The sequence below is a fragment of the Paenibacillus alkalitolerans genome (assembly GCF_016482785.1).
Lineage (GTDB): Bacteria > Bacillota > Bacilli > Paenibacillales > YIM-B00363 > Paenibacillus_AE > Paenibacillus_AE alkalitolerans.
This window is the reverse complement of record NZ_JAEMXM010000007.1, coordinates 61,499-75,169: the sequence shown is the minus strand read 5'-3', so window position 1 is coordinate 75,169 and position 13,671 is coordinate 61,499. Positions and strand designations below refer to the sequence as shown.

The window sequence follows — 13,671 nt, the reverse complement described above, 5'->3', positions numbered from 1 at the left end:
AGAAAATGTGCCCGTCAACAGGCAGCGTACGTGGTCCCGGGACATTTCCGTCAGCAACTACTTCCCGGAATTTCCGGCGAGCAGCGCACCGGAGGATTATGTAGGCGAGTGGGAAGTGGAAGTGGAGCTGCCCCTATATCAACTCGCGCATATTCGGGCTATGACGAAGCGTCCGTTAGACGGCAAGACGTCTGGTTATTCAGAATTGCTCGAAGTGCTGAAATACAAAGCGAACATCTGGGGCGTAAACTGGGCGCACATCGCGGCGTTGTATTACGCGGCGAACGTTGTCAAAATTGCTCAATTCAACGACCAAGAGCTCAAACGCTGCGAAGACGGCCAGCTGGATAAAGATGCGGTCGTGCTTATTTCGCAGCCGCAATCGGCCGGCAATATCGACAATACGGACATCGAGCGTATCGAGGAAGCGTACGCGAACAAGGAAGGACATCCGCTCGCGGAAGATTTCGATCCGGTAAACTTGGCGACCGGCGATTTCGTCTTCTCGCATACGAATATGTCGCTTGCCGGATTGATGCCGCTGGATTTTAAGGTGACCTACCACGCTGTTCAGACCAATACGCTTTCTTATAACTTAGCAGACACTTCAAGCCTCTATCAGTAGAGGAATCTAATATATGTCATCACGACAATAGCGGAGACCGTGCAAATCTTGTTCAATTACTGGATCTATTGAAACGGCAGTAAAAGCTAGCGCTTTGCAACACGTGGAACGACAAAGTGGAACGCCCGCTCCCGTTAAGGAGCAAGCGTTCCTCTTTAATGACTTCATTTATTTAGAATTGGTATTTCTCCAAGCAGATTCTTCAAATTAATAGCATCCCACGGCATATGCTCCGTTATACCTAATCCAACGACATCGGTCTCTTCAGATAGTTCTTGAATCAAATAAAGCAGTTGAGGCAATTGCATGGTTCCAGCGGCAGAAAAATCATAAGGCGTTGCAGGGTTGGCGAATAATAACGAACGAAATGCCTTCGGGTCAAGCACATCTAAATCAAGGTGAATAGCCAGATGCTTAATGCCGTATTCATTAATCCACTCTTTTACAGATTCAGTACTGTTCATTAACTCTTGGGTTCCGGCAGTTTTAATACCCAGTCTTTGAATGATTTCAACATCTTGTTCAGTAGGAGAATTTAGTCCCGCGATAAAGACATGTTCAGGTCTAAGAGGGATATTCACATGTTTTGCGAACTCTTCATCTCCTTCTCCCAGTAGGTTCCCGAGCGGTAATGTATGTCCATAGTCATACCCTACTATTCTTGCCAAATCGGTGTGAGCATCGATCCAAATTAAACCTAATTCCCCACCGTACCGTTCATTCAGATAGGCAAACGGGGCTTGTTCGACTAAGCAATCACCGCCAAACATGACAATGCGATCCGGCTTATGAGCCTTAAGTATATACTGAGCAGCCTCTAATTGTGCAAGGAGGTGTTTTCTTCCATACGTACCGTTCTCGTAAACAAGCGGCGTTCCATCATAAGCTTGAACTGGAACTTTAATAAGAGGTTGATCATTGTCCGGAGCCAGCCAAGCCAGCAGTTCGGCTCCAAAAGCATAGTTAGGGTTATTTCCTCCTTGCCATTGCGGCATTAGAAGACGGATTGTCTTGTCGGTCATTTTTTCTCTCCTTAACTCAAAGTAAGATCACGCGGATTTCGATCAATTGCTCAGGGAAGGCCAGATCGGTCACGCCAATGAGACTGCCGGCCGGCCGGTGTTGTCCCACGTATTCCTTGAACAACCCGACGACGGGCTTGAAATGCCCTTTCGCGTTAGTCAGATAGATCTCCACATAAACAAGGTTTGATCTCGAGACACCAAAACGTAGATAGTGCCGTTAACACTGTAATCTTGGGAAATGCCGTGATCCCAAAGACCGTGATCACAGGTTTTGATATTAACCATAGTCCCTCTCCTTTACTTCAAAGTAAGATTAGTATAAACTGAGCACAAATTATTAAGTAGTACGCACTATTTTGATAGGTACTACCCGAAAGGATAGTGTAAACATGAGCGTGGCTGACTATAAGGGTAATATTAAAGAGACACCTTTTGGTTACACCTTGTCTGTGATTGGCGGTAAGTGGAAATTGCTTATTATTTACCTTCTGGCAGAAAACCAAACGGTTCGCTTTAATGACCTGAAAAGACGGATAGGCGCCATTACTTACAAAACATTGAGTGCACAATTGAAAGAACTGGAGACAGACGGTATGGTGAAACGGAAAGAGTATCCTCAAGTTCCCCCTAAAGTCGAATACAGTCTCACGGAGAAAGCGGAAACTTTGTTACCAGTTTTGGAGGAGTTGTGTGAGTGGGGGGCGAAGAATCAAAGCAAAAAAATAATATTATAAGATTTCGGAAAGTGTGGGGCCGGTTCAGTATTGATGGCGAATATGCCGTTTCTGTAGCTATACGGCGCATGATCCGGATAACGGTTGGGAACCGACCCCGGGTGCGGGCGGCGCGGAAGAGGGCGTCACACCGAAGACGCTGTGGTACTTGTCCGACGCGCTCGGCAGCACGCTCGGTTTGATCGAGCAAGACGGCCGCATGTCGTCGCGCTACCATTACGACGAATTCGGCATCCCGCTCGAAGCGAAGAAATTCGACCCGAACTGGCCGGGACCGGACAACCTTTTCGGCTACACCGGATTAGGGTATGATTTTAATAGCGGCCTCACCTACGCACGTGCACGCTACTACCAGCCGGAAATCGGGCGCTTTGTGAGTGAGGATACGTATAAGGGGGATATTGAGAATTCTTCGACGTATTAAAGGGGAATCAAGAGATGTTTAAGAAAAAGTGGTTTAGGATCACTGTGCTTTTGTTCGTTGTCATAGTAGGATCAATAATCATATTGCTAAAAATTCAAGTTTCAAATGATCATAAAAATCGTGTTATTGAAATTTTAAACACAATGGGAGCAGACTTAGTATCGATGGATTCGGTTAACGCGGATGACACCCAATGGCGAATCGTTGAGTAATAAAAGCGCGATTGCTTCCCATGACATTTGGATATATAAAATCAGCATGATGCCAAATGAAGAAGCTGTCGAGACATTCTGGCCAGTTACGGATTGATTGGAAGTGAACTCCAAAAACACTTGGCGTCAAAGTTATCGTAATCCGCTACCCCGAAAGAGATGCCGGAGGATTGCCCCGCATGTTCTTCGCGTTCAACTTGTTGCCCATCACAAACCATAACGTCCCGATCCACCCGCAAAGAGACGCGAACAGCAATATCGCAGATAGCGGAAGGGTGTCGGCAAGACCGGTGCTCAGCAGCGGTCCGATCGTTCCCCGGATGCCGAACAGCATCAAGTGCAGCCCGAACACGACGGCCTCTCTGCCCGGCGCCAAGCGGAACACATAGGATAGGATACCGATATCCCATATCGCGTCGCCGATGCCTTGGATGCCGCTGGCAACGATGACGGACGGATAGCTTCCGAACAATCCGTACAGCATCGGAACGGCGGCGAACGCGCCGAGTCCGTAGGTTAGCGTCCGTTCGGGGGAGTAGCGGTCAATGGCCCATCCTGCAAAGAGGTACGTTATCAGCAGACAAGAAAAGTAAGCGACGCGGGCCAAGCCGATTTCCGCGTTCGACAAGCCGAGCTTCTCCACCTGAATGATTTGATAAAGCGGCCCTGCCAAAATATTGCCGAACCCCGCGAACGTCGTCGCAATCAGAAAGACGGCCAACGGCCGGCTTTGTTTCACCAGCTTCCATTGCTCTTTAAGAGATGCTCTCTTCTTTGGCGACGCATCTTGCGGCGGGAGCGGTTCGGACTGTTTGACCGGAAGGAAGACGAGCAACGAAACGACGCCGGCGCCGACGGCAAACAGCAGCGGACCCGCAGGGCCGGAACTATCCGCCCATGCGCCGATCCCATAAGCTAATGGAATCATTATAAGTACCATAGGCACGCGTACGTAACCCATAATCCTTCCGCGCAGCTGCGGAGGATATATTCTCGTCATTAATGAAGCGTAGGCAGGTGCGGGAATGCCCATCATCATGTGGAACATGAGAGCGGTGGCCACATAAACCCAGGGCGCGCCGAAAAACGCAGGAAGCACAATCAATATGCGAGCAATGAAATTCGGAATAATGACGAACGGTTTGGGGTTGCCCGTTCTCTCTATCCAGCTTGCCCACAGCGGCGAGAAAAACAATCCGATGGCCGGGGCTGCCGCGAGTATTCCGACTTGGATGTTGGAAGCGCCTTGTTGGATGGCGAAAGGCAAATAAAATTGGTTGAACACGACGTTAAACACGCTGAATATCATCGCCGACGAAAAGTCGCAGCGGAAGTTGTGCCAAGAATCCGGGCTCATGTGCAAACCTAGTTTAGAGGCGATGCCCCTGACTGTCATATAATATTCTCTGCCTTCCGTTTCATGGGTAGTCTATCATTTGCTGAAATGGTAAAATGTAACGTGCATCCATCAATGCGGCGAATATACCAACGGTCAAAATGTACCTTAATTAATAAGTGCAGTGTATTGATAACGATGCCGGCGCAACTGCCGGTACCAATCTCAGTATCGTTATCTTAACAGAAATTGCGCCGCTCAAGTATATGGAATGCAAACATTTTGTCAATTATTGCAGGATATTGTCGGTTCATGGAGAATATGTCCTACAGCTTTAAGTTGCATGAAGCGAACGACCTAAACAACCAAGCGAAGGGAACCAAGGCAAACCCGCCGAAAGGCGGAGACGCAAAGCCACGGGCCTGGGACGGCGGCATGAGCCGCCGTTACGGCAGCCGGGCCGCTCTACGGTGCTTGGTTTATTTTTGCTACATATACTCTTGGTAATCTCCGCCGGAAATTGTTACACTTGTTAGATAATAGACGTAGAGCGAAGTGGTTGCATGGCAAAAACAAAGACGAAATTCGTCTGCCAGGAGTGCGGATACGAATCGGCGAAGTGGCTCGGCAAGTGCCCCGGGTGCGCCGCTTGGAACACGTTCGTCGAGGAGACCGAGACGATCGTGAAGACGGCGGGCGTGGCGGGCGCGCCGGTCGCAATGACGAAGGAGAAGCCGCGCTCCATCGCGGAAATCGCCGCCGCGCAGGAGCCGCGCATCGATGCCGGCAGCGCCGAGTTGAACCGGGTGCTCGGCGGGGGGCTCGTCCCGGGATCGTTGATCCTGGTAGGCGGGGACCCGGGCATCGGCAAGTCGACGCTGCTGCTGCAGACGTCGCAGACGCTTGCCCGCAGCGGCTTGCGCGTGCTGTACGTCAGCGGCGAGGAATCGGCGCGGCAGATCAAGATGCGCGCGGAACGGCTCGGCGCTGCAGCGCCGGCGCTGTTCGTCCTGTGCGAGACGAACACGGACCATATATTCGAAGCGCTGGAGGAGGTGCGCCCGGACATTCTCGTCGTGGACTCGATCCAGACGGTGTATCAGCCGGGCGTCGCCTCGGCGCCGGGCAGCGTGTCCCAGGTGCGCGAGTGCACCGGGCTGTTCATGCGTGTCGCCAAGCAGCTCGGCGTGGCGACTCTCCTCGTCGGTCACGTGACGAAGGAGGGGACCATCGCGGGCCCGAGGCTGCTTGAGCACATGGTGGATACGGTGCTATACTTCGAGGGCGAGCGGCACAACTCGTACCGCATGCTCCGCGCGGTGAAGAACCGCTTCGGCTCGACGAACGAAATCGGCATCTTCGAGATGGCCGAGAGCGGCCTCGCCGAAGTGACGAATCCGTCCGAGCTGTTTCTCTCGGAACGGCCGATCGGCGCGGCGGGCTCGACTGTCGTCGCCTCGTTGGAAGGCACCCGTCCGGTGCTCGTGGAGCTGCAGGCGCTCGTCGCCTCGACGAATTTCCCGAGCCCGCGGCGAATGGCGACAGGCGTCGATTACAACAGGCTCAATCTGATCATTGCGGTGCTGGAAAAGCGCGTCGGCTTGCACATGCAGACTCAAGACGCATACCTTAATGTGGCGGGTGGCGTGAAGCTGGACGAACCGGCGGCAGACCTCGGCATTGCTGTGGCGGTCGCGTCGAGCTTCCGGGACCGTCCCACAAACCCCGGCGACGTCGTCTTCGGAGAAATCGGCCTTACCGGTGAAGTCCGCGGGGTGTCGAGAATCGATCAACGTGTCAATGAAGCGCTGAAGCTCGGGTTTTCGCGGGTCATTTTGCCGGAGAAAAGCTTGAAGCAGTGGGCGCCTCCGAAGGGAATCGAAGTCGTCCCCGTCCGCACCGTTCAGGAAGCGCTGCAGGCGGCGCTGCCGTAATATAAGAAAACCTCTTTGAGGCCAATTCAAAGAAGCAAGACCGCGTTTAGCGGAAGGTTTTCTTGAAACTCTAGAATTGCTGTTTATTTCGTGAAAACTAATTAATTCTAGAGTTATAAAATAAAAATCGGTGAGCGATTCTTCAAATCGGTATGCAAACTCGATAGGTTTTTAAATACAATAGATAGTGCAAGCGGTGTTCGCGAGTCGAACATCCGGTCGGTAAGGGGGTACCTATGGTCAAGGAAGATAACAATCAGGAAATTATGAGCGAACTCCTGCAATTGGTTGCGCCAGGAACACCGTTTCGGGAAGGATTGGAAAACGTGCTGCGTGCGAAAACCGGCGGTTTGATCGTATGCGGGTACTCTCCTGAGGTGATGGATCTTGTCGACGGCGGATTTTCGATTAATTGCGATTTTTCGCCGAATTATTTGTACGAGCTGGCTAAGATGGACGGAGCGATCATACTCAGCGAGGATTTGAAGCGGATATTGTTCGCCAACACCCAGCTCATTCCGGATTCGTCCATACCTTCCTCAGAGACGGGAATCCGGCACCGCACGGCGGAGCGGGTGGCGAAGCAAACCGGCAAGCTCGTCGTATCGATATCGCAGCGGCGCAATGTCATTACGTTGTACCAAGGCAATCTAAGGTACGCGCTCAAAGACATCGGAGTCATTCTGACGAAGGCGAATCAGGCGATCCAGACGCTTGAGAAGTACAAGGCCGTGCTGGATCAGGCGTTGACGAATTTGTCCGCCGCGGAATTCGAAGAAATCGTGACGCTCCACGACGTGGCGAACGCGGTGCAGCGCATCGAGATGGTGCTTCGGATTAAAGCCGAGATCAACCGCTACATCAACGAGCTCGGCAACGAAGGACGGCTGATCTCGATGCAGTTGGAGGAGTTGGTCGCCGGTCTTGAAACCGAGGCGTACTTGCTGCTGAAGGACTATTGCCGCGAACCGGCCGACGAGAAGATTAAGGATATTATGAACGGGTTCAAAAAGTCGACAGGAGACGAGCTGATGGAGGATCATCAAATCATCAGGCTCCTGGGGTATCCGAATACTACGGCGATGCTCGAAGAATCCGTGTCGCCGCGCGGTTACCGGGTATTGAACAAAATTCCGCGTCTTCCGACTGTCATTATCGGCAATTTGGTGGAGCAGTTCGAGCATTTGCCTCACGTATTGATGGCGACGATCGAGGAGCTGGACGAAGTCGACGGCATCGGCGAGGTGCGGGCACGCACCATTAAAGAGGGCTTGAAGCGCATTCGGGAGCAAGTGTTGGTCGATCGGCACATTTAGGGATTTTTTGGGCATAGTAATATCAGCTTGTTCGGAGTACATTTAAGGAAACGAAACCGCGACCGGCGGTATGTTTTCTTGCGGGATCGGGATGCCGCTGTGCGAACGCCGGCGCTTTCCGATCGCTGACGGTAGGAGTGTGTTCGATGACATTGAAGTCGCTTCCCAATTGGTTTACCGTTGGGAATTTATTTTTAGGGATTATAGCAATCATCATGGTTTTTAACGACCGCCCCGATGCGGCGTCGATGACCGTCATCGCCGCCATGCTGCTTGACGGGTTGGACGGCAGAGTGGCCCGGGCGCTGAATGCGCAAAGCGAGTTCGGGAAAGAGCTCGACTCGCTTTCCGACGTTATTTCCTTCGGTGTGGCCCCCGCGTTCATTATGTACGTCGCGGCGTTCCAGGATTTGAATCCGGCGCTCGGATGGATCGTAACGGCCGTCTTCCCGATCTGCGGGGCGCTGCGTTTGGCCAGGTTCAACGTAAGCGACGGTTTGCCGGGTTACTTTCTCGGTCTGCCGATTCCGGCCGCGGGCGGAGTAATGTGTACACTGGCTTTGTTTTCGGAGCACATTCCCGCTTTCGTGCTCGTCATAACCTCACTGGGATTGTCGGCGTTGATGGTGTCTTCCGTAAAATATCCGAATTTTAAACAGTTCAAGATGTCGCGCCGCGCCGTGTGGATCACGCCTATTGTCATCATCGCCGCCGCTTCCGTTGCGGTGCTGCATCCCGGCGCGTTGTCCAAGCTGCTGTTTATTCCGCTGCTGTTGTACGCCTTGTTCGGTTTGCGCAAGAACGCGGAGACGATCGCGCGAATCGCCGGCCGGAGCGTGCGCGTCCGCGCGCCAAGGCTGCCCAAGGGCGGCATCAAGCTCGCGCTCAGACGCCGCGGGAAAGCGAAGGATGCCGGCGAGCATCCGCAAGGCGCAGAAGCCGCCGGCGATGCGGATCGTCCGGAGCCGAAGCCAGGCGCTGGGAGCGAATAGCGGACCTCATATTCGGGGGAGAAGGCTGCTTCTCCCTTTCTTCATGTGATTCGACGTGAGGAGTTTTGAGTCGTTTAAGTGTGCGCGTATTCGCGGTCCGTATCTCGAGGCGGCGGAATCAGCAATACTGCGTGTAAAATAGCCCCCGAATTGTCTATAACGACAATCGGGGGCTTATTTTTGCTGCCGACGAAAGACCTGAGATTCCGTCTGTCGCTTGACTGATTCTTTGCTAGATAATATGATAATTACAAATGTAACATGGATGAACAAATGTAAAAAACGAATGGAGTGATTGTATGACGGTCTCTCAAAAGCTGCCTCCGATGGTTACGAACGAACGCTTGAAGGATCTGTACCACCAAATGTGGCTCATCCGCTACTTTGACGAAAAGGTGGACGAGTTTTTCGCCCGCGGAATGATTCATGGCACGACGCACCTGTGCGTCGGACAAGAAGCGACCGCTTCGGGAGCATGTGCGGTGCTGGAAGAGCGCGACAAAATAACGAGCACGCACCGCGGCCACGGGCACTGCATCGCGAAAGGAGCGGATGTGAACCGAATGATGGCTGAACTGTTTGCGAAAGAAACCGGCTACTGCAAGGGAAAAGGCGGTTCTATGCACATTGCGGACGTCGACAAGGGCAACCTGGGCGCAAACGGCATCGTCGGAGGCGGTATCCCGATTGCGGTAGGCTCCGCTCTGACGTCGAAAATGAAAAACCTCGGTTACGTTACCGTCTGCTTCTTCGGCGACGGAGCCTCCAACGAAGGAAGCTTCCACGAATCGATCAACCTTGCTTCCATTTGGAAGCTGCCGGTCGTATTCTTTTGTGAAAACAATCAATACGGCATGTCCGGTCCTGTCAAAGAAATGATCAATATCGAACATATCGCCCACCGCGCCTCCGCATACGGAATTCCGGGCAAAGTTGTGGAAGGAAACGATATTTTTTCGGTGATGGAAGCGGCGCATAAAGCGGTGGAGCGCGCCCGCAGAGGCGAAGGTCCGACGTTGATCGAGGCAAAGACGTACCGTTACAAAGGCCATTCGAAGAGCGACGCGAAGAAATACCGGACGCGCGATGAGGAAGAGTACTGGCGCAATGAGAAAGATGCGATCGCCTTTATGAAGCGCGCGCTACTTGATGCGGGCATCGCCACGGATCGCCAGCTCGGAGATTTGCAGCAAAAAGCGAAACAAGCGATCGAAGATTCCGTTGCGTTCTCCGAGCGAAGCCCGGAGCCGAAGCCGGAAGATTTGGAAACGGACGTCTATGCGTAACGACGAGGGGGAGTGGGAGTGAGAGAGCTTACGTATTTGGAAGCGGTTCGGGAAGCGATGTCGCAAAAAATGCGTGTAGACGAAGACGTATATATTTTAGGTGAAGACATCGGCGTATACGGCGGGGCTTTCGGCGTCACGCGCGGAATGATTGAAGAATTCGGGCCGGAGCGGGTGAGAAACACTCCGATTTCGGAATCGGCGATCGCCGGCGCGGCTGTCGGATCCGCTCTGACCGGCATGCGGCCGATTTTGGAGCTGCAATTTTCGGATTTCATTACGATTGCGACGGACCAAATTGTCAATCAAGCGGCAAAAATTCGCTACATGTACGGCGGCAAAGGAAAAGTGCCGATGGTGCTGCGCACGCCGGCCGGCTCGGGCACGGGCGCGGCGGCGCAGCACTCGCAAAGCTTGGAAGCGTGGATGGCGCACATCCCGGGGCTGAAGGTCGTTCAACCGTCGACCGCATATGACGTGAAAGGACTGCTGATCTCTGCAATTGAAGATGACAATCCGGTCATCTTCTATGAGCATAAATTGCTTTACCGGACCAGAAGCCATGTCCCGGAAGATATGTATACGATTCCGCTTGGCAAAGCGGACGTCAAGCGCGAAGGCAAAGACGTCACGATCGTAGCGACCGGCATCATGGTGAACAAAGCGCTCGAAGCCGCGGCCAAGCTCGAAAAGGAAAGCGTTTCCGCGGAAGTCGTCGATCCTCGCACACTCGTGCCGCTCGATCTTGAAACGATCGTCGAATCCGTAATGAAAACCGGAAGGCTCGTGGTAGTGCATGAAGCGGTGAAGCGCGCGGGATACGGCGCGGAGATCGCGAGCTCGATTGCGGAGAGCGAAGCGTTCGACTACCTTGACGCGCCGATCCGGCGTTTAGGCGGAAAGCCGGTGCCGATACCGTACAACCCGAATTTGGAAAAAGCCGCGGTGCCGCAAGTGCCGGACATTATTGAGGCCGCGAAAAACACGTTGTACCGCAAAGCGTAAGCGCGGGACGGACAGGGGGAGAAACGCATGGCAAAGCCCATCTTGATGCCTAAGCTCGGGATGACGATGGAGAAGGGTGTCATCATGCTGTGGCTGAAGAAAGAAGGCGAACCGGTCAAAGTCGGCGAGCCGATTTTGGAAGTGATGACCGACAAAATCAACATCGAGGTCGAAGCTTACGAAGAAGGCGTGCTGTTAAAAACGTACTATGGGCCCGACGACGAAGTGCCTGTTAACAAAATTATCGGCTATATCGGCGAGCCGGGCGAAGCCGTGCCGGATACGCCCGGCGATTCGCTTGCGGCAACCGAAGAGGAGAGTGACAGCGGTCAGCTAGCCGGTGCAGGAGCGGTCCGCGCAACGCCGGCGGCGCGGCGCATCGCCCGGGAGAACGGAATCGAGCTTGCCGAGGTGCGGGGCGGCGGGGTGAACGGCCGCATTCAAGCCGCCGACGTAGAGGCACATACAAGCGGAAAGGCCACGCCGTTGGCGAGAAAGCTCGCCGAAGCGTCGGGCGTTGACTTGCGAAGCTTGGCCGGATCGGGCACAGCCGGCAAAGTAATGAAGGACGACGTCGTCCGCGCCGCGGCTACGGCGGCGAAGTGGGCTCAGTCGGCTGAGGCTGACGACGGGTACGAGACGATTCCGGTGCGAGGCATTCGGGCTGCAATCGCGCGGCGAATGACGGAAAGCGCCTTCTCGGCTCCGCACGTCACATTGACGGCGGAGGTGGATATGGGCGCTGCGGTCGAGCTGCGCAAACAGCTGCTGCCGGAAATCGAAAAACGGACAGGGTACAGGCTGTCTTATACTGAAATTATTTTCAAGGCGGCCGCGAGCGCGCTGTTCAAACATCCTCGGCTCAACGCAACGTACGAGGACGGCACGATTCGGCTGCATAAGGAAACGCATATCGGTTTGGCCGTCGACCAGCAGGAAGGGCTGCTTGTTCCGGTCGTGCGCAGCGTCTCCCGCAAGTCGCTTTCCGAACTGACGCAAGAATGCAAGACGATTGCGGCGGCGGCGCGCGACAAAAAGCTGACACCGGAGCAATTGACGGGCGGAACGTTCACGATCAGCAATTTGGGCAAGTACGCGGTTGACGGATTTACGCCGATCATCAACGCCCCCGAAGTGGCGATTCTAGGGGTCGGGCGCATCCGCGAGAAGCCTTCCGCCTTCGAGGGAACGATTCAGCTGCGCCCGATGATGTCGCTTTCGCTGTCCTTCGACCATCGCGCCGTGGACGGAGCGCCTGCGGCCGCTTTTTTGACAGACCTGAAAAACATGCTGGAATCGCCATATTATTTGCTGGTGTAGGAGTCAATCGTAAGATTGACGCGCAGTGTAGAAACAGAAGCAGGGAGGATACCATGAGAACGTACGATGTGGTGGTTGTCGGCGGCGGCCCCGGCGGGTACGTCGCGGCGGCGGAAGCGGCGAAATACGGCAAGACGGTGGCGCTCGTTGAAGCGGATCGTCTGGGAGGCACTTGTTTGAACCGGGGGTGCATTCCCTCCAAAACGCTGCTCCGGTATGCGGAGACGATACAATTAATCGAACAAGCGAAAAGCTGGGGAATTGAAACCGGAGAGATGATGCTCGATTTCGCCAAAATGATGGAACGCAAGGACAAAGTCGTCCGCCAGCTTCGGAGCGGTGTAGCCGCACTGATGAAGCGCGGCCCGGTCGATGTAATTCATGGCTTCGGCACCGTTCGCGCGGATAAAACCGTCGTTGTCAAACAAGAGGACGGAGAAGAGGCGATTCGAGGCGGCAGCGTCATTGTGGCCACAGGGTCCGCACCGGTCATTCCGTCGATCGAGGGCTTAAAGGAAAGCGGCGTATTGACGAGCGAAACCGTCTTCGATCTGACGGAAGTGCCGAAGAGCATCCTCATTGTCGGCGGCGGCATCATCGGCGTCGAGTTCGCCTGCATATTCTCGAATCTTGGGGCCGAAGTTACGATCGTGGAAGCGGCTGAACGCATCGTGCCGAGCGAAGATAGCGATGCGGCCAACGTGCTCAAGAAGACGCTTCTGAAAAACGGCGTCAAGCTGCTAACCTCGACGAAAGTTGTGTCGTTCCGAAGAGAAGACGGCGCAATGAGAGCCGTCTTGGAATCAGCGAACGGCGAACGCAGCGAGATGAAAGCGTCGCATGCGGTCGCATGTATTGGCCGAACTCCGAACGTCCGGGCCATTGAGGCGCTCAATTTGCGGAAGAACGGGCCGTTCGTGGCCGTCAATGCGCGGATGGAAACGAGCATCCAGGGCATCTATGCGGCCGGGGACCTCGTCGGCGGCTGGCAGCTTGCTCACGCGGCAAGCGCTGAAGGCGCCGTTGCCGCGGCGAACGCGTGCGGGTGCGTCCGTGAATTGGACCAGCGTGCGGTGCCGCGCTGTATTTATACGCAGCCCGAAATCGCCAGCGTCGGCATCGGCGAGGAGGAAGCAAAACGGCGCGGCTTCGAGGTGAAGACGGTCGTCCACTGTCTGAGCGGAACCGGGAAAGGGATGGCGATGGACATCAAACAAGGTTTTATTAAATTGATTGCGGACGTCAAGTACGGGGAAGTCGTCGGTGTTGTCATGGTCGGTCCGCATGTTACTGAAATGATTGCCGAAGCGTCCGCATTTATACATTTGGAAGGCACGGTCGAAGAGTTGGCGAGCCTCATCCATCCGCATCCGACGCTGTCCGAAAGTTTGATGGAAGCGGCTCAGGCGTGGATATCTGATCAAAATTAACAGAATATATGTTATATTCTTGTGAAGGGTGT

General features: G+C 54.2%; 13 protein-coding genes and 1 riboswitch. Of the genes, 10 read left to right on the top strand and 3 right to left on the bottom strand.

The features are described 5' to 3' along the window. The first annotated feature begins 7 nt into the window (after positions 1-7). The gene (locus JET16_RS13415) at positions 8-625 is read left to right on the top strand and encodes a DUF6531 domain-containing protein (RefSeq protein WP_199616625.1); all 618 of its coding nucleotides are present in this window, start codon (positions 8-10) and stop codon (positions 623-625) included. A gap of 164 nt (positions 626-789) precedes the next feature. Here JET16_RS13415 and JET16_RS13410 read toward each other — a convergent pair whose 3' ends face one another. Together JET16_RS13410 and JET16_RS31125 are read right to left on the bottom strand one after the other, a co-directional pair. Further along, positions 790-1,647 (bottom strand): arginase family protein, encoded by an 858-nt coding sequence (locus JET16_RS13410; RefSeq protein ID WP_199616624.1) that lies wholly within the window; start codon positions 1,645-1,647, stop codon positions 790-792. A gap of 16 nt (positions 1,648-1,663) precedes the next feature. Continuing rightward, entirely contained in the window at positions 1,664-1,822 is a 159-nt protein-coding gene (locus JET16_RS31125) for a RidA family protein (protein WP_407673138.1), read from the bottom strand. Between the two features lie 217 nt (positions 1,823-2,039). On the opposite strand from JET16_RS31125, the gene JET16_RS13400 reads away from it, so the two are divergent. Both JET16_RS13400 and JET16_RS13395 read left to right on the top strand, forming a co-directional pair. After that, a complete protein-coding gene (locus tag JET16_RS13400; RefSeq protein WP_199616623.1) occupies positions 2,040-2,384 on the top strand; it encodes a winged helix-turn-helix transcriptional regulator in 345 nt (114 codons plus the stop codon). A 148-nt stretch (positions 2,385-2,532) separates the two neighbouring features. Continuing rightward, complete coding sequence (locus tag JET16_RS13395; protein WP_199616621.1) at positions 2,533-2,808, top strand: RHS repeat-associated core domain-containing protein; 276 nt, start codon at positions 2,533-2,535, stop codon at positions 2,806-2,808. A gap of 357 nt (positions 2,809-3,165) precedes the next feature. Here the strand turns inward: JET16_RS13395 and JET16_RS13390 are convergent, their stop codons facing one another. After that, positions 3,166-4,416 (bottom strand): MFS transporter, encoded by a 1,251-nt coding sequence (locus tag JET16_RS13390; protein WP_199616619.1) that lies wholly within the window; start codon positions 4,414-4,416, stop codon positions 3,166-3,168. 313 nt (positions 4,417-4,729) lie between these two features. Next, positions 4,730-4,824, top strand: a riboswitch (cyclic di-GMP riboswitch). A gap of 95 nt (positions 4,825-4,919) precedes the next feature. On the opposite strand from JET16_RS13390, the gene radA reads away from it, so the two are divergent. The 7 genes from radA to lpdA all read left to right on the top strand — a co-directional run bounded on the left by radA (position 4,920) and on the right by lpdA (position 13,639). Beyond that, positions 4,920-6,290, top strand: coding sequence for a DNA repair protein RadA (gene radA, locus JET16_RS13385; protein ID WP_199616617.1), 1,371 nt, complete (start codon positions 4,920-4,922; stop codon positions 6,288-6,290). A gap of 236 nt (positions 6,291-6,526) precedes the next feature. Further along, positions 6,527-7,606 (top strand): DNA integrity scanning diadenylate cyclase DisA, encoded by a 1,080-nt coding sequence (gene disA / locus JET16_RS13380; protein ID WP_199616616.1) that lies wholly within the window; start codon positions 6,527-6,529, stop codon positions 7,604-7,606. A gap of 146 nt (positions 7,607-7,752) precedes the next feature. Next, positions 7,753-8,598, top strand: coding sequence for a CDP-diacylglycerol--serine O-phosphatidyltransferase (gene pssA, locus JET16_RS13375; RefSeq protein ID WP_199616615.1), 846 nt, complete (start codon positions 7,753-7,755; stop codon positions 8,596-8,598). Positions 8,599-8,897: 299 nt separating this feature from the next. Next, positions 8,898-9,884: a thiamine pyrophosphate-dependent dehydrogenase E1 component subunit alpha gene (locus JET16_RS13370; RefSeq protein WP_199616614.1), complete on the top strand. Its 987-nt coding sequence runs from the start codon at positions 8,898-8,900 to the stop codon at positions 9,882-9,884. An 18-nt stretch (positions 9,885-9,902) separates the two neighbouring features. Then, positions 9,903-10,889 carry an alpha-ketoacid dehydrogenase subunit beta gene (locus JET16_RS13365; protein WP_199616613.1) on the top strand — a complete coding sequence of 329 codons (987 nt, stop codon included), beginning with the start codon at positions 9,903-9,905 and terminating at the stop codon, positions 10,887-10,889. Between the two features lie 27 nt (positions 10,890-10,916). Further along, entirely contained in the window at positions 10,917-12,209 is a 1,293-nt protein-coding gene (locus JET16_RS13360) for a dihydrolipoamide acetyltransferase family protein (RefSeq protein ID WP_199616612.1), read from the top strand. A gap of 53 nt (positions 12,210-12,262) precedes the next feature. Continuing rightward, positions 12,263-13,639 carry a dihydrolipoyl dehydrogenase gene (gene lpdA, locus JET16_RS13355; RefSeq protein WP_199616610.1) on the top strand — a complete coding sequence of 459 codons (1,377 nt, stop codon included), beginning with the start codon at positions 12,263-12,265 and terminating at the stop codon, positions 13,637-13,639. Positions 13,640-13,671 lie beyond the last annotated feature (32 nt).